This window comes from Candidatus Enterovibrio escicola (assembly GCF_002464935.1).
Lineage (GTDB): Bacteria > Pseudomonadota > Gammaproteobacteria > Enterobacterales > Vibrionaceae > Enterovibrio > Enterovibrio escicola.
In genome coordinates, this window is record NZ_NBYY01000014.1 from 1 (window position 1) to 16,911 (window position 16,911).

16 protein-coding genes and 3 pseudogenes are annotated in these 16,911 nt (G+C 39.5%); 16 read left to right on the forward strand and 3 right to left on the reverse strand.

Annotation, left to right across the window (positions count from 1 at the left end; all coding sequences use genetic code 11):
- A pseudogene (locus tag BTN49_RS22125) lies at window positions 1–320 on the reverse strand (IS982 family transposase); the annotation flags it as partial.
- A 300-nt stretch (window positions 321–620) separates the two neighbouring features.
- On the opposite strand from BTN49_RS22125, the gene fur reads away from it, so the two are divergent.
- The 5 genes from fur (at window position 621) to BTN49_RS13970 (ending at window position 3,560) form a co-directional block, all read left to right on the forward strand.
- A complete protein-coding gene (gene fur / locus BTN49_RS06105; protein WP_097356445.1) occupies window positions 621–1,067 on the forward strand; it encodes a ferric iron uptake transcriptional regulator in 447 nt (148 codons plus the stop codon).
- Window positions 1,068–1,145: 78 nt separating this feature from the next.
- Window positions 1,146–1,433 carry a transposase gene (locus tag BTN49_RS06110; RefSeq protein ID WP_223824071.1) on the forward strand — a complete coding sequence of 96 codons (288 nt, stop codon included), beginning with the start codon at window positions 1,146–1,148 and terminating at the stop codon, window positions 1,431–1,433.
- Between the two features lie 98 nt (window positions 1,434–1,531).
- The gene (locus BTN49_RS20635; protein WP_097356447.1) at window positions 1,532–1,711 is read left to right on the forward strand and encodes an IS1 family transposase; all 180 of its coding nucleotides are present in this window, start codon (window positions 1,532–1,534) and stop codon (window positions 1,709–1,711) included.
- A 914-nt stretch (window positions 1,712–2,625) separates the two neighbouring features.
- A complete protein-coding gene (locus tag BTN49_RS06120; protein WP_394336649.1) occupies window positions 2,626–2,961 on the forward strand; it encodes a hypothetical protein in 336 nt (111 codons plus the stop codon).
- 425 nt (window positions 2,962–3,386) lie between these two features.
- The gene (locus BTN49_RS13970) at window positions 3,387–3,560 is read left to right on the forward strand and encodes a hypothetical protein (RefSeq protein WP_158523654.1); all 174 of its coding nucleotides are present in this window, start codon (window positions 3,387–3,389) and stop codon (window positions 3,558–3,560) included.
- Between the two features lie 437 nt (window positions 3,561–3,997).
- Here the strand turns inward: BTN49_RS13970 and fldA are convergent, their stop codons facing one another.
- Window positions 3,998–4,525, reverse strand: a complete 528-nt coding sequence (fldA, locus tag BTN49_RS06125) for a flavodoxin FldA (protein ID WP_097356449.1) — start codon at window positions 4,523–4,525, stop codon at window positions 3,998–4,000.
- 649 nt (window positions 4,526–5,174) lie between these two features.
- On the opposite strand from fldA, the pseudogene BTN49_RS22130 reads away from it, so the two are divergent.
- The 7 genes and pseudogenes from BTN49_RS22130 (at window position 5,175) to BTN49_RS06155 (ending at window position 11,826) form a co-directional block, all read left to right on the forward strand.
- Window positions 5,175–6,002 (forward strand): annotated as a pseudogene (locus tag BTN49_RS22130) (transposase).
- A gap of 25 nt (window positions 6,003–6,027) precedes the next feature.
- Window positions 6,028–6,383: pseudogene (locus BTN49_RS17655) on the forward strand (IS30 family transposase); the annotation flags it as partial.
- A 444-nt stretch (window positions 6,384–6,827) separates the two neighbouring features.
- Window positions 6,828–7,373, forward strand: coding sequence for a replication initiation negative regulator SeqA (gene seqA / locus BTN49_RS06135; RefSeq protein ID WP_097356450.1), 546 nt, complete (start codon window positions 6,828–6,830; stop codon window positions 7,371–7,373).
- A 282-nt stretch (window positions 7,374–7,655) separates the two neighbouring features.
- On the forward strand, window positions 7,656–7,754 hold the full coding sequence (locus BTN49_RS06140) for a hypothetical protein (RefSeq protein WP_146679205.1): 99 nt from the start codon (window positions 7,656–7,658) through the stop codon (window positions 7,752–7,754).
- Between the two features lie 112 nt (window positions 7,755–7,866).
- Window positions 7,867–8,319, forward strand: coding sequence for a transposase (locus tag BTN49_RS06145; protein WP_146679207.1), 453 nt, complete (start codon window positions 7,867–7,869; stop codon window positions 8,317–8,319).
- A 72-nt stretch (window positions 8,320–8,391) separates the two neighbouring features.
- Window positions 8,392–10,038 carry a phosphoglucomutase (alpha-D-glucose-1,6-bisphosphate-dependent) gene (gene pgm / locus BTN49_RS06150; RefSeq protein ID WP_097356453.1) on the forward strand — a complete coding sequence of 549 codons (1,647 nt, stop codon included), beginning with the start codon at window positions 8,392–8,394 and terminating at the stop codon, window positions 10,036–10,038.
- A 1,029-nt stretch (window positions 10,039–11,067) separates the two neighbouring features.
- The gene (locus tag BTN49_RS06155; RefSeq protein WP_097356454.1) at window positions 11,068–11,826 is read left to right on the forward strand and encodes a Nif3-like dinuclear metal center hexameric protein; all 759 of its coding nucleotides are present in this window, start codon (window positions 11,068–11,070) and stop codon (window positions 11,824–11,826) included.
- A gap of 62 nt (window positions 11,827–11,888) precedes the next feature.
- Here the strand turns inward: BTN49_RS06155 and BTN49_RS06160 are convergent, their stop codons facing one another.
- Window positions 11,889–13,178 carry a citrate synthase gene (locus BTN49_RS06160; RefSeq protein ID WP_097356455.1) on the reverse strand — a complete coding sequence of 430 codons (1,290 nt, stop codon included), beginning with the start codon at window positions 13,176–13,178 and terminating at the stop codon, window positions 11,889–11,891.
- A gap of 449 nt (window positions 13,179–13,627) precedes the next feature.
- Here BTN49_RS06160 and sdhC point away from each other — a divergent pair, with 449 nt between their 5' ends.
- From sdhC to BTN49_RS06180, 4 genes are read left to right on the forward strand one after another with little or no spacing between them, the layout of a single operon-like run.
- Window positions 13,628–14,008, forward strand: a complete 381-nt coding sequence (sdhC, locus tag BTN49_RS06165) for a succinate dehydrogenase cytochrome b556 subunit (RefSeq protein WP_097356456.1) — start codon at window positions 13,628–13,630, stop codon at window positions 14,006–14,008.
- Window positions 14,002–14,349, forward strand: a complete 348-nt coding sequence (gene sdhD / locus BTN49_RS06170) for a succinate dehydrogenase, hydrophobic membrane anchor protein (RefSeq protein ID WP_097356457.1) — start codon at window positions 14,002–14,004, stop codon at window positions 14,347–14,349. Before sdhC ends, sdhD begins: the two co-directional genes overlap by 7 nt.
- Window positions 14,350–16,116 carry a succinate dehydrogenase flavoprotein subunit gene (sdhA, locus tag BTN49_RS06175; RefSeq protein ID WP_097356458.1) on the forward strand — a complete coding sequence of 589 codons (1,767 nt, stop codon included), beginning with the start codon at window positions 14,350–14,352 and terminating at the stop codon, window positions 16,114–16,116.
- A 21-nt stretch (window positions 16,117–16,137) separates the two neighbouring features.
- Window positions 16,138–16,848 (forward strand): succinate dehydrogenase iron-sulfur subunit, encoded by a 711-nt coding sequence (locus BTN49_RS06180; protein WP_097356459.1) that lies wholly within the window; start codon window positions 16,138–16,140, stop codon window positions 16,846–16,848.
- Window positions 16,849–16,911: the final 63 nt, after the last annotated feature.

The window sequence follows — 16,911 nt, forward strand, 5'->3', positions numbered from 1 at the left end:
ACAAAGGCAATCCCTGACGGTGAGTGAGGTAAGAGCAAAACATAACCAGAAAACTTTGCATGAGTTTAAACATTTTCCTGTAGCTGACTAATTCAGGAAATTCGTGGGTGAGTCAGCGGCAAATAAAGTGGATGTAATAGGTTTTGAAGTCTTGATACCAGATTGATGGAAAACTATCACTATCGTCATCACTCCGCTAACTGAGAGATGAAAAGGCTTGTTTCTTTGTTTGATATCGGAAGAAATTAGGTGTTTTTCCATGCAGGGAGGAAAATCTGGCAGAAGTTGTTGATATCGACGGAAACAGCGTCATAAGTTATTTATGCCTACGTCCTTATTCAGTCAATAGTTTTTTCAAACGATCATATTGAGACTTTGGTATTTAGTTTATTTCTTTCTCGCAGCTCAGGTTAGTTTATATAATTTCTACATATCAGCTCCTATTCTGAACTCGCCAATTATATGAATAAAATTTAATAAAAAGTCGAAAAACAAACTAATTAGATTAGTTATTTGATCTGTGTTACTAGCGACAACTTACCACTTTTGCTACGCTAGCCAGCTCTTTCTTCTGTTCTCATTCATACTCGGGGGAAAGACAATTACTCAGGAAGAACCGGATGTCACATAATAACAAAGCACTGAAAGACGCAGGATTAAAGATCACCCTACCTCGCTTGAAAATCTTAGAAGTTTTACAACAGCCAGACTGCCAGCACATCAGTGTTGAAGATCTATATAAAAAGCTAATTAATATTGGTGAAGAAATTGGACTAGCTACTGTTTATCGCGTACTCAACCAATTTGACGATGCTGGAATTGTGACTCGTCACCACTTTGAAGGTGGAAAATCAGTTTTCGAGCTTGATACTCAACAGCATCACGATCACTTGGTTTGTTTAGATTGTGGCAAAGTTATTGAGTTTAGAGACGAAGTTATTGAACAACGTCAAAAAGCAATCACTACCCAATACAATGTCCTTTTGAGAAACCACAGCCTCTATCTATACGGTCACTGCTTAGACGGTGACTGTAAAGTTGATCCAAGTCTCCACGAAACTAGTTGAAAGCACAGAAAAACTCAAGTACACAAAATAAGTGAACGAGATACCCAAGTCCTTATTCGGTCAATAATTTTTCAAACGATCAGATCGAGACTTGGATATTTAGTTCATTTCTTATGCGTAGCTCAGGTTAGTTTAGATTTCCGCCAGCGAGTTATGGCTTACAAAAAAGAACACGACTTAACGTTTGAACAGACAATCATTCATTTTGATGTTGAAATGCGAACCTTATTTCGTTGGGCTACTAATATAACGCCTTGTATTACCAGAAATAAACCAAAATCAAAAATTGATGAGAATCTTTTACTTAAAGATATAGAGGGGTTTCTTGATGATTACCAGTGGGAGCGAGAACAACGCCCTATCTGATTCTCCACTAAGTTGTTCATTTCAGGTGACTGAGGGTGAAGTCCTTTAATTTTTTATACATATTCAATGTTGTATTTTAGTGCACGTACGGTTTTAATGTGTACAATATTTTTTCCAGAGAAGTAAATAGATTTTTGGCAAACTCTATATACAACGTATTTAAGAGGGAAGATCTGACCATCCGTACATGCTTGAAACGACTAAATTTGAGAATGATTGGACACTCAAAATTAACGGAGATACACCAAAAAGTGATTGGTACATTCATTGTAACTTGAGTGTTACCTTTAAATAATAGTCAATTTATTGAATACATGATCGTTATTGCGGACTATGATGGTTGGGAAGATATTGAAGACTTCGATGTTGATCATTCCTATTGGTTTAAAAGCATGGCTACTTCCATTGAGGTATCTATGTTGACGATACGGTTGCTCGTGTCATTAACCAAATAAATCCTAGTTGTTTCAATGGTGATTTATCGATTATATGGTGAGTTTTTATGATAAAACAAAGGGGGAATTTATTGCTATCGATGGTAAAATAGTTTACCTATCTGATAATAATATTACCTAACGTGTTGTTATACATCTGGTTATTTTATCTTGCTTCATTCTTCACCAAAGATAAAATAACCACTATCCAGAACTACCCAAGTTGCTAAAAATAAAAGGTTGGTTGTTCAGCCATCGATGCGATGGGTGAACAGCTGGAAATTGCTTAAATTATTGTAGAGCGTGATGAGGATTCGCTGCTCACCGAAAAATAAAATTGAAAATGCTTGTAGATTGCACTAGAAAAGTGCTTATTTTAATTTTATTTTTCCTAGAAATTTACTTCCAGAAACTATATGTGGTAGGGCTTATGGCATGTCTATTTCTGTGATAGATTTAGTAAGATTGAACAGATAAAAATCATGAATTAATTTCAAAGGTATCAAATCAAATCTGCTTCGTTTTAAACGGATTTTCACTACGAATTAGTCTATATTCGTATCCAGTCATACCAGCGATGACACAGATTATTATCATTCATAAATCTCTAAGATGCTGAAGTGTGGAAGCTCAGAAAATGGCTTTGCCACTTACCAATGCTCCAATGTTTTTGTTACGGTAAAGGGCAACATAAAGTTAACTTTATTTGTAAGGGGAAAGCTTGTCCGCAATGTGGACAGTGTTATGCACGGGAGAATATGGTTAAAAGAGGCGTCCACCTGTTTCTTGGAGTGAACTATCGGCAAGTTGTCTTAACATTGCCTGAGCAACTTCCTATTTCTTTCCATAATCACTCCAATCAGAAGCGTTTGTATTCTGGATTTATGGTCTTAGCGGAAGCTTGTTTATCAGAATTGATTAAGGCGCACTTTAAGACCGATGCATGTGAAATCGCCGTCATTGTTTTCATCCATATCCATAGTCGTAATAGCAGCTACAATCCGCATTTACATGTGATACTGGCTGAAGGTGCATTCTTTCCTTTAAACTTAGATTGGAAAGGGTTGCAGCATTTATCGTTATCTCAGCTATGATTACTTTGGCAAAAATACTTACTGAAGTTAATGGAGATTGAGTTTCCAGCGCGTCAATATGTGACAAGAACCTTATGGGCTAATTATCCTGATGGTTTCTATTCCTGTCCTAGCAATGGTCGTAAAAATACAGTCCCAAGCAAAAACTACCGAAGGTTAATCCGATACCTAACCAAATATTTATCATCCCCGCCGATAGGCTTATCTAGGATAGTTGGATATTAGGGTCATCAAGTTAAGTATTACTACCAATCACATCAAATGAAGTTGACAATGTATGAGATAGTGGAGTTCAGGTATTTATTGGTAGGCGAGTTCAGCACATTTTTCCTAAAAGATTTCCACGAGTGAGATATTCTGGCCTTCAAGCGACAGCTAATTTTAAAAAGGGGTATGAAGTGATAGCGAGGGCAGCATGAGACTTGGTGAATTCAATGATGAGCTACACAAAACGTATCAGTTATGTAGAGCTTTTCGAAAAGGTAGCAGGTCGTAATCCTTTAAAATCTGTATTTTTTGGGAGAAGGATGGAGTTAGTTCAGCTCTCCCACCAAAAGAATGGTGTATTCTTTGATTTATTTGTTTCTGATAGTGATTAATTGATATGGTTTTTGTTCTAAAAGCTCAATCAGTTCGATGGCGATACATTGTTATAGCAAGCTAAAGCCCATGGCTTCCTAAAGACGAAACTTCACTGGATCATCGCCATGATCGACGATTCTGATGAAGTTAGAGATGATTGGATAGGTATAAAAACTTTTGGAAGCAGTTGGGTGTTAGCGACAAATAGAGGGGAGGCCTGTTAAAGAATCCTGAATTCGTCATTAATATCAGCTTTGCAGTAAGTACCTCAAAGCAAGTTTTCGTGTTGTGTGTTATAACTAGTCAGTTAACCTCAGACCTGTATAAGCAAGTTCTTATGCATGTTTGAAGTTAACTTATTGGAATATTACGCATATTTGAATAAAAAACAAATGTAAGAGTGACAGATCAATAATAGAGACGCACCCTAAGGTGCGTATGATATTGCCAACTACTAGTCTTTTAGTTCAGATAAACACATTTCCTCGTGAATTTGTTTAACCCATATTTTGACGCGTTCAGTTGTCAATTCGGGTTGACGATCTTCGTCAATACACAGCCCTACAAAGTATTGGTTGTTGACCATAGCTTTTGACGCTTCAAACTCATATCCTTCCGTTGACCAGTGGCCAATGATGGTTCCGCCTTTGCTCTCGACAATATCACGGATGGTACCCATTGCATCACAGAAGTACTCAGCGTAGTCTTCTTGGTCACCACACCCAAAAATTGCGACTAGCTTGGCCGAGAAATCAATTTGCTCAAATTCTTGGAAGAAATCATCCCAGTCACACTGAGCTTCACCGTAGTACCATGTAGGGATGCCTAGCAGCAGAAGATCAAAACTCTCGATGTCTTCTTTGCTACTCTTAGCGATATCCTGAACGTGAACCAGTTGTTTACTCAGTTGTTTCTGAATCATCTTGGCGATAGCTTCAGTGTTACCTGTATCGCTACCAAAGAAGAGTCCTACGCTCGCCATAATAGAGAACACCTATTGTCTGATTAGACGGGATGTAATTTATACAGCCCAGAATGTATAGTGTAGTATAAGAAGGGTGATACTTTTTGCATTCTACAATGCTGGCTGAATGAGGTTTATTTAGGCAGTCTATTCCTCCAAAAAATAACTAGCTTACTTCTTTAAGTGATAAAGCCACCACATTCGTAAAAAACACTAAGAAAACAATACGACAGCGACAGGGGTACTTTTCTCCTTGAATTAGTATTAGTACGTCCTTGATCATCATGCCGATAAAAAACACACTTGTAAGGAGGAGATCTAGGCTAATTCATCGCAAATGATTCAAAATACTTGAATCACATCTCTAGCTCCATTCTAGACTATTTATTACTGTAGATCATAACATAACAACGCTACAATTGTAATGTCATGACGTTGCTAAAATTGGTTGATTACACGTGCAACCCTATAAGTTTCTTCAGTGAAAAGCCTGTGACCTGTTCCTGTACACTATATGTGTTTTTTATTCTTGGAATTGTCGTTCTATGCCTTTTTGATATTCGTTAGAAATGCTGAAATAACCTGAGCTGCGCATAAGAAACAAACTAAATGCCAAAGTCGTGATCTGATAGTTTAAAAAAACTATTGACTGCATAAGGACTTGGAAATGAATAACTTAGATGCTGTTGTCGTCGATATCGACGACTTCTGCCAGACCTTTCTCCCTGCATGGAAAAAACACTTCATTTCTTCCAGTTTCAAACAAAGAAACAAGCCTTTTCGTCTCTCAGTTAGCGGAGTGATGACGATAGTGATAGTTTTCCATCAATCTGGTATCAAGACTTCAAAACCTATTACATCCACTTTATTTGCCGCTGATTCACCCACGAATTTCCTGAATTAGTCAGCTACAGGAAAATGTTTAAACTCATGCAAAGTTTTCTGGTTCTGTTTTGCTCTTACCTCACTCACCGTCAGGTAATGCCGATAGGGATTACTTTCGTTGATTTGTCCAAACTACAGGTTTATTACAACCTCCGTATTCTCAGACATCAGGTTTTTAAAAGTACTGAGAAGCGAGGAAAAGAAACGGTGGGGTGTTACTCTGGTTTCAAACTATATTTTATTATCAATGACTCAAGTGGCATTATCTCAGTTAAAGTGACGACGCTTAAGGTGGATAATAGAAATCCTATATCGGAAATGGCTGACGAGTTTTGGGGTGTTTATACGGGGACAAGGGAGTGACACTGATAACGGGTGTGAGAAAAATATGAAACCCAAAGTGGTAAAATTTTTGGATCGCCTGATGCTCCAGAAATGATTTATTATTGAAACCGTTTTTGATCAACTAAAAAATATATCCCAAATCGAGCATTCTTGGCACCGTAATTGTGTCAGCTTCCTGGCAGGACTAATCGTGTATTTATTTCAACCAAAGAATCCAAATATCAAGATGACTCGGCTTGATAAGCAAGCGCTTCTGCAGATCTGAGGTTATTTATTATGTGTAGATCAGGTTGTTTAAAGAAGTGGTATCGAAATCGGCAACGGATGTCACCGCAGCGACAATTGATTTACTAATACCATACAAAAATCATGTACAGACGATTACAGCAGATAATGGTCGAGAGTTGGCTCATTATGAATGATAGCAAAACCTTCGGATTTTGAGATTTATTTTACCCATCCTTACTCTTTATGGGAACGAGGGATAAATGAAAATGCTAATGGGCTTTTGAAATAGTACGTAAAGAAAGGGACAGACTTTAAAAAGATCACGGATGAAAATATGACTTTCTCTTAAGCAAGGATCAATCATCGGCCTAAGAAATTTTTAGGATCTAAACAGCCTGACCTTGTGTTTAAAGAAATGACATTAGTAGCTTTAATTGGGAAGTGTTTTGCTTCGAGCCTGAATTTAGAGCCTGTGATTGTAAAGCGCAAGAATACAGTAATTTTCTTTCAGAATAAATTACTTTCCACTAGGGTCTATACCTAAAAAACTTGAAGATAGAGGCTTCAGCTAACTCTGATGATATCATGATCAAGGCATCTATTTGTAAGTGTAGTGAGCACTGTCAAAAGGGATAACACCAAGAAGAACGTCAGTAACCCATCCCATCACGGGATGGTATCGGTTCACCAATAACATCGTTAACTCTTCATGAAATAGATTGATTATTCCTATAAGGATTTGCCTCAAACTAAACGCACTGATGATCTCTTAAATCAAGTATCTTCAAGTTATTTTGGTATACATACCATATTCTGTATAATCAGTTTCACTGAATTGTAATTGGAACACGATGATCAAACGATGAAGACAATTGAGGTCGATGAAGAGTTATACCGATATATTGCCAGCCAAACTCAACACATTGGCGAAAGCGCATCTAATATTTTACGTCGACTGCTGATTTTACAGCATGTGGAGCAACCTACAGTTACATCGGTTACCACCATTTCTAAACAGAATGGACCTTTTATCAGTAAATACACTGGAAAAAGTGACATAACTAATCGTGTTAAGGAAATATACTCACTGTTGATATCTGATGGATTTTCTGCACAGAATAAAGCAATTGGCCGTTTTATGTTGGCACTTTCGACACTGTATCGTATTGATGGACAGTCGTTCTATGAAGCGACGGCATTTAAAGGACGCACTCGTGTTTATTTTGCAGACAATGAGCAAACGTTATTGGAAAGTGGAAAAACCACTAAGCCAAAACATATTCCAAGCACTCCTTTTTGGGTGATAACCAACACCAATACGGGTCGTAAACGTCAGATGATTGAACAGTTAATGAATAAAATGGGTTTCTCAGGTGACATTATTCAGCGAGTTGTTTGTGCAATTTAATCTGACAGTTTTTTAGGTAAGCTCTGACGGGTGTGGTTTCCCAACTATATGAACTAATCGCAATTAGGATTAGATCATCATGGAGTTAAGCGGGAGGTGATGAGGGGAAAGGCTAAGTACAAGATCAGCAACTGGAAACAATATAATCAAGTATTAGTAAACCGTGCTCAGTGACTGTTTGGATAGACGTCGCTGCTATTTAAGATATGCTCTTATCTAAAGCATCCACGCGCATCGTGGCTGGGGTTTATATTTTTGGATACCACGATTGAAACGGCACTAATGGTGAAAGGTATTTTTAAACTCCTACTTCGTGGATTAAAAGGCTTTCTCAGTTCGGTTTTTACGTTGATGGATATCCCGCTAAAATCCCCTACATAGATTTGGATTAATAAGTGTTTGAAGAGCGTAAAAGTTAAGTACTGTTTGCTGAGTTGAGGAGAGGTCGTCCACGTCGTTATCGATGCCACAGGCCTAAAAGTATACGACGAAGGTGAATGGAAAACACGTAAACACGGTAAAGAGAAGCTGCGTATCTGGCGTAAACTTTATCTTGCCGTTGATATGTCTACCTCATGAGGTTATTACTGCAGAAGTTAGCTTAGTTTCTGTGGGTGATAATGAGGTTTTACCTATATTGCTTAACCCATTACGACGAAAGATACAGAAAATCAGTGCTGATGGAGACTATGATACAAGAGTATGTCACCATGTACTGAAGAACAAAGGAATAACGTCTAGTATTCCACCTCGAAGCAACGAGGGGTACTGGGAGGAAGGACATCCTCGGAATGAAGCTATAAAGGCTTTAAAAGAAGATAAACTTGCGGAGTGGAAAAAGAACAGGGATTCTCACAAATGCTCATTAGCAGAGACAGCTATGTTTCGCTATAAAGAATTACTCAGCCCTAAACTAACTCATCGTTGGTTAGAAATAATGTGCTAGACTTAAAAGTCTCTGTCTATAGCGTGCCTCTATATCTAATAATAGTTTAACTTTCTGAAAGGATAAAACTGTATGGCTATCAGTGATCGTGCAGGGCAACCGGCTCAGCAGCAAGATCTCCACAATATTCCTCTTCTCGTTTCAAACTATTTCCAACTTACTCCGGATCCAACCAACCTTGACCATAATGTGGCATTTGGTACTTCTGGTCATCGTGGTTGTGCTGATAAATATACGTTTAACGAGTATCATATTTTAGCTATTGTGCAGGCTATTGTAGAAGTTCGAACTAAAAATGGAATTTTCGGTCCCTTATTTATCGGTAAAGATACTCACGCACTGTCAGAGCCTGCATTTTGCTCTGTCGTCGAAGTATTGGTTGCTAATGGTGTCACGGTTATCGCTCAGGCTGATGGCGGATATACCCCAACGCCAGGAATCTCCCATGCTATTTTGGGTTATAATAAGATAAATGAGGAACTTGCAGACGGTATTGTTATTACGCCTTCGCATAATCCTCCACATGACGGTGGTATCAAGTATAATCCTTCTCATGGAGGACCTGCAGAAAGTGAACTGACTAAATTAATTGAAACACGTGCAAACACTTTGATTGCAAACGACCTAAATGGTGTTAAACGTTTGATATTTTCTGAAACGATTACGAGTGCGTTGTACATTGAGCAAGACTTGATGATGCCATATGTACGCGATCTTGACCAAGTGGTTGATATGGAAGCAATCAGAAATGAGAATCTTCACATTGGTGTCGATCCACTTGGTGGTTCAGGAATTAATTATTGGAAATCAATTGCCGAATACTTTGAACTGGATATTACGTTAATCAATGACGAGGTTGATCCAACTTTCCGTTTTATGACACTCGATACAGACGGAATTATTCGCATGGACTGCTCATCGCCTTCCGCGATGGCTAGTATGTTGAGGCATAGAGACAGCTACAATCTTGCGTTTGGCAATGATCCTGATTTTGACCGTCATGGTATTGTGACGTCGACGGGTCTGATGAATCCTAACCATTATTTGGCAGTGTGTATTGATTATTTGTATCGACACCGACCTCAATGGTCGTCAGACGTTGCGGTAGGTAAAACGCTTGTTTCTAGTGCTATTATTGATAAAGTGGTCGAAAGTTTAGGCCGTCAATTGTACGAGGTACCAGTAGGTTTCAAGTGGTTTGTTGATGGTCTGTTCAGAGGTAAACTGGGATTTTGTGGTGAAGAAAGTGCTGGTGCTTCGTTTCTTCGCATGGATGGTACTGCTTGGTGTACGGATAAAGATGGGATACTATTATGTTTGCTGGCTGCTGAGATTACTGCGGTGACTGGTAAAAATCCTCAGCAGTACTATAATGAATTAGCTGCTAAGTTTGGTACTTCAAGCTACAATCGTATCCAAGTTGTAGCTAATAGTCAGCAAAAAGAGGTACTGAGAAAACTGTCTCCTGAAATGATAACTGTAGAGACATTAGCGGGTGATTTGATCACAGCAAAATTGACGCATGCTCTGGGCAATGGACAGGCGATCGATGGCTTAAAAGTGACCACTACATTTGGGTGGTTCGCTGCGCGTCCTTCCGGTACTGAAGACGTCTATAAAATTTACTGTGAAAGTTTCAAAGGTGATGAACACTTATGTCTTATTGAAGAAGAAGCAGAAAAAATCATTGGTAATGTGTTCGAGAATGCTGGCCTATGATTTTCCAGTTTTCCATCCTACTATATAGCTAGATGGCTTCTGAGGTTATAAATGGTGATCGTTGATCAATAGTCTTGAATGATTTGATAATTGGCAAATTGACACAGTTCTATCAAAAATGGTACTGGTGGCATCGTCACGAGGGTCAGGTATCCAATAAATCTTTCTTAGTGGTAAGAAGACTACTTTTACATGTGATTCATTATATCTATCGTTGGCAGTCATGTGGCCGGATCTTCCAGCTTGGATATACAGACAAGCCTTGTCAGGCTGTGATAAAAGAGTAAATTATTAAACTTGCTATGAACAACTGCGCAGGCATCCTAGATGCTCTTCTCTAAATTATACATGAGTATTAATGCCGTTGTCAATATTTTATAAAATATTGATGCACAGGAAGTGGTGCATATCTGTGAATGTAGACGAAAAATGGTATTTCGTGGGTAAAACAATAACTAGCTCTGGCTCTGGTAGGTTTGGGAGCCTAGATTGAAGAAAATAATTGCTCACGCATTCAGTTGTCGTGGAAGAAAAACTTTAATTTACTTTACAATCCATTATCTATATTCAATGTTGCATTCTGGTGCACGGATGGTTTTAATATGTAAGATATCTCTTCCCGAGAATAAACAACATTGTTGGCAAGCTCTAATACTCAATGTATTGAGAGGGCAGTTTTGATCCTCCGTAAACGCTTGACATAACTCAATCGGAAAACGATTTGATACCAAAATAAGCCGAAATGCATGATGAAGAGATCGGTAGATTCATTTTATGTGAGTATTATCTTCAAATTATGATCAACTTATTGAATGCATAATCATAATGAATAAGTCACTGCTATTGCAGAATAGAAGCTAGATTTCTAAAATATTTTAGATTTGTAGACTCTATCTTAGTTTACAATGAACTACGAACAGCTGAGTCAAAAATTTTACACTTGCGTGTTGAATTAATGATTCTCTACCTCAGGGTAGGCCGTTTCAATTACAGAGGATTCATCAACTCTTTTCTGATCTAGGATGAATAATGAATAACTTCGAATTAGAAGTACTTCTTAATACATTTTTAAAACCTCAGGAGATTAAAGATTATTGCCTAAATGGTATGCAGCTTGAGGGTAAAACCACCGTTCAAAAGATAGTAACGGGAGTGACGGCTTGCCAAGCTCTAATTGAAGTAGCTATTGAGGATAAAGCCGATGCTATTTTGGTACACCATGGCTATTTTTGGCGAGGTAAATTTGAAGCATTAAAAGGGATGAAGTATCGCCGTATTAAAGCACTTATTGAAAATAATATTAATCTTTACGCTTATCATCTGCCGTTGGATATACATCCTGAGATTGGAAATAATGTACAACTGGCAAGGCGTCTAGGAATTGAATTAATGGGTGGTCTGGAAGATGGTAATGCTAATTCACTGGCAGTGTGGGGCGAGTTGCCTAGGGCAATGCCTCCAAATGCCTTTTCGATGCACATTGATCACTGTTTATCACGTTCTCCGCTACACATTGTTAATGACTCTGTAAGTAGCATTAAACGAGTCGGATTGTGCACTGGAAAAGGGCAAGACTATATTGACCTAGCGGCAAACAAACTTTTAGATGCGTTTATTTCAGGGGAAGTGTCTGAATACACTACTTTCTCAGCTAGAGAACAGGGAATTCATTATTTTGGTGCGGGTCATCATGCAACAGAGCGTTATGGTGTGAAGGCTCTAGGTGAATGGTTGGCTGATAACTATGGATTTAATGTTAGTTTCATTGATATTGATAATCCTGTTTAGGTTGAGAGGCTAAATAAGAAAACGCCACATTGAGTGGCGTTTTGAGCTTTTTGTTATACTGATTATTCTCGATTTTTAAGGGGCGTAAAGTCGCGTTTATCATGGCCTGTGTAAAGTTGACGTGGACGACCTATACGGTTTTGCGGGTCGCTATGCATTTCATTCCAGTGGGCAATCCAACCAATCGTACGAGACATCGCAAAAATCACGGTGAACATTGAATTTGGAATACCTATTGCCTTCAGGATGATACCAGAGTAAAAATCGACGTTAGGATAAAGTTTTTTTTCAATAAAGTACCTATCTGAAAGTGCGATCCGCTCAAGCTCAATCGCAATATCAAGCAGAGGATCACTGATCTTAAGTTCATCCAGAACGTCATGACATGCTTGGTTCATTACTGTCGCCCGTGGGTCATGGTTCTTATACACTCGGTGCCCAAAGCCCATTAGACGGAATTGGTCATCCTTATCTTTTGCTCGTTCAATAAACTCAGGAATGTTTTCTACTGAGCCAATATCTTCCAGCATTTTCAGACACGCTTCATTTGCGCCACCGTGTGCGGGTCCCCATAGAGATGCAATACCTGCCGCAATACATGCAAAGGGATTAGCACCAGAAGAACCTGCTAAACGTACCGTAGAGGTTGACGCATTTTGCTCATGGTCTGCATGCAGAGTAAATATTTTATCCATTGCTCGAGCGACAACCGGATTCACTTCGTACCGTTCACAGGGTGTTGCAAACATCATGTGTAGGAAGTTTTCTGCGTAATCCAGATCATTGCGCGGGTAGACAAAGGGTTGACCAATTGAATATTTATAACACATTGACGCTAGAGTCGGCATTTTTGAAAGTAGACGGTATGCTGTTATTTCTCGGTGTTCGTCATTATTTATGTCAAGGGAATCATGATAAAATGCCGCTAAAGCACCAACTACACCAACCATGACAGCCATTGGGTGGGCATCACGTCGGAAACCATGAAAAAAGCTTGCTATTTGTTCATGAACCATGGTATGACGAGTCACAATTCGTCGAAATTCTGCATATTGCTTACGGGTCGGAACTTCCCCATACATAAGGATATAACAAACTTCTAAATAATCCGCATTATTGGCTAACTGATCAATGGGGAAGCCACGATGCAATAATACACCAGCGTCACCATCGATATATGTGATTTGTGATTCACATGACGCAGTTGCGACGAAACCAGGGTCGAACGTAAAGTAACCGTTTGAACCTAATACACGGACATCGATCACCTCCGGACCAATTGTGCCCTCTATGATCGGCAATTCGATAGGTGCTTTCCCTTCTATGTTGAGGATAGCTTTCTTATCTGCCATAACATTCTCCTTATGTTATTTTATAATCCCATCCTAGATATGGACTCCGTTGTTTTACCGATCACTGAATGAGATGTCAATTTTAAGACGTGAACTTTGTCGTATTTGCACAAGTATAGAAATAATGTGTGAGTTAGAGTTGATGTTCTGTTTCTGATTTTCCGTGATTTTTATTGGTTTGAGTTTAAATGTAACAGAGCATATACTGTTCCGAAAGGTTCTAGATATTGCATAATGTTGAGACGTTCTTGGGCTGTAACTGACTTTTCTCTGCGTAAAAGGGTTCATGGACTGTATTAAGTACTAGTAAGAGCTGTATAAGTAATCAAGATATTTCAGGTTAAGATATTTCAGGTTTAGGGTTCGGTTAACATTTCCGTTAAATGTGTTTACAATTTACAAAATGTGCTATAACAAGAATTGCTCAATGGAGCTGATTAGGACATATCGTGAAAGTAACTAAACCAAGACCGATAAATTTAAACCTACGTACCATTCGCTTCCCAATTGCCGCGATCGCGTCAATTATGCATCGTATATCAGGTGTTATTACGTTGATATCAGTTGCCATCCTTCTATGGCTTTTAAGCATCTCCCTTGCATCTCCAAGTGGTTTTGAATTTGCTGCATATATTATCGATTGTCTTTTTGCCAAGTTTTTACTGTGGGGTATTCTTACGATTTTAGCATATCATATTATAGGTGGGCTACGTCATCTATTGATGGATTTGAAATATTTCGAAGAACTTGAGTCTGGAGCAGTAAGTGCTAAAGTTACTTTCTGGATTACAATTGTTGTATCAGTGTTAGCGGGGATTCTGGTGTGGTAGGAAGCGCATCTTCTTTCGGAAGAAACGGTGTCCATGATTTTATTCTTGTACGTGCGACTGCCATCATCATGACATTTTACACTATATACATGGTATGTTTCTTTACATTTGGTCTTGAATTGACTTATCTAACTTGGTTTCAATTTTGGAGTCAAACCAGTAACAAAGTATTCACTATGTTGGCTTTGGTTTGTGTGCTTATTCACGCGTGGATTGGTATGTGGCAAGTTCTGACTGACTACATCAAACTGACATTAGTGCGTGTTTTGATGCAACTCGCTATCGTTACAGTATTATTCGTCTATCTATTTACAGGTTTCTTCATTTTGTGGGGTGTGTAAGTGAGTATTCCAGTTAGGGAGTTTGATGCGATTGTCATTGGTGCGGGTGGTGCAGGAATGCGCGTAGCCTTGCAAATGTCTGAGCAAGGCTTGTCTTGTGCCCTGCTATCAAAAGTATTTCCTACTCGTTCTCATACTGTTTCAGCTCAAGGTGGTATTACGGTTGCGTTGGGTAACCTACACCCAGATAACTGGGAATGGCACATGTATGACACTGTAAAAGGCTCTGATTATATCGGGGATCAAAATGCGATTGAATACATGTGTAAAAACGGTTCGAAGTCGGTCATTGAATTGGAAAGGATGGGTCTTCCTTTTTCTCGCTTCGAAAACGGGAGCATTTACCAACGTCCTTTTGGTGGTCAATCTAAAGCCTTTGGTGGTGAACAAGCGGCACGCACAGCCGCTGCTGCAGATCGTACTGGGCATGCTTTACTTCACACTCTTTACCAGCAAAACATCAAATATAAAACAACAATTTTCTCTGAGTGGTTTGCCCTAGATTTGGTAAAAAACAAAGATGGTGCCGTAGTAGGTGTGACTGCCATGTGCATGGAAAGTAGTGAACTTTGTTATTTTAAAGCAAAAGCAACTGTGCTTGCCACTGGCGGAGCAGGTCGAATTTACCAGTCGACCACCAATGCACATATTAATACGGGTGATGGGGTAGGTATGGCGTTACGTGCAGGAATACCGATGCAAGACATGGAAATGTGGCAGTTCCACCCAACAGGTATCGCCGGTGCGGGCGTCTTGGTTACAGAAGGTTGTCGTGGTGAAGGGGGTTACCTATTAAATAAAGACGGTGAGCGTTTTATGGAACGTTATGCTCCTAATGCCAAGGATCTTGCTGGCCGTGATGTGGTGGCCCGTTCGATGATGGTTGAGATCCGTGAAGGACGTGGTTGTGATGGTCCTTGGGGCTCACACCTTAAGCTTAAGCTTGATCATTTGGGTAAAGATGTTCTTGAAGCGCGTCTTCCTAATATTCTAGAATTATCTCGCACGTTTGCACATGTCGATCCGATTAAAGAACCTATCCCTGTTATTCCAACCTGTCATTATATGATGGGTGGTGTACCAACGCAAATTTCGGGTCAAGCAATCAAACAGGACTTGAACGGTATTGATGTTGAAGTTCAAGGTTTGTTTGCCTGTGGTGAAATTGCGTGTGTCTCTGTACACGGAGCTAACCGTTTGGGAGGTAACTCACTGCTTGACTTGATAGTATTTGGTAGAGCAACAGGTCTACATCTTGGTGATACCTTGGCTGTACAGACAGAAGCGTGTGATGCATCTGAAGATGATATTGAAGTTTCATTGGCACGTGTGAATCGTTGGAATTTAACGCCTAAAGGTGAAGATCCTGTGCAAATCCGTAAAGATTTACAGTCTTGCATGCAAAATAACTTCTCAGTGTTCCGTGAAGGTGAAGTAATGGCTAAAGGGTTAGAGGAACTCAAAGGTATTCGAGAACGCCTGAAAGAGGCACGTTTAGATGACATGTCTAGTGAATTTAACACTCAACGTATTGAGTGTTTGGAATTGGATAACTTGATGGAAACCGCATTTTCTACTGCGGTTGCTGCATGTTATCGCACGGAGAGTCGTGGAGCGCACGCCCGCTTCGACTTCCAAGAACGTGACGATGCAAATTGGTTATGCCACACTATCTATAATCCTGAAACTGAAGGCATGTCTAAGCGTAGTGTAAACATGATGCCAATATACCGTAATGCGTTTCCACCGAAAGCGCGAACTTACTAAGGACTAAGGGAGGTTACGACAATGAAACTAAGTTTATCCGTATACCGTTACAACCCTGATGTTGATGAAGTGCCTTATATGAAGGGCTACATACTGGAAGTGCCAAATGGATCAGATATGATGGTTCTTGATGCGTTGATCTTGCTCAAGGAGCAAGACCCTACGCTGTCCTTCCGTCGCTCTTGTCGCGAAGGTGTTTGTGGATCTGACGGTATCAATATGAATGGTAAGAATGGTCTTGCGTGTGTGACACAGCTTTCAGAATTAACAGACCAGCCAAACATTGTCATACGACCATTACCTGGTTTGCCAGTAGTGCGTGATCTGATTGTGGACATGACACAGTTTTATCAGAATTATAAGCGAGTGAAGCCTTATCTAATTAGTGAAGGTATACCCCCTACACGTGAGAATATTCAATTTCCAGAGGATCGTGCCCATCTTGATGGATTATATGAATGTATCCTGTGTGCTTGCTGCACTACAGCGTGTCCGTCGTTTTGGTGGAATCCAGATAAATTCATTGGACCTGCGGGTTTGTTAGCAGCTTATCGTTGGTTGATCGATAGCAGGGATACTGCAACAGATGAGCGTTTATCAGACTTAGACGACGCTTTTAGTGTTTTCCGTTGTCATAGTATAATGAATTGTGTAAATGTTTGCCCGAAAGGGCTTAATCCGACAAAGGCAATTGGACATATCCGATCAATGCTGCTCAAAAGAGCTGTCTAGGAAAGTATCTGTACTTAAAGTAAGTATTAAGATTTAGGAGTCCAAAAGAGGATCTAAAAGGAG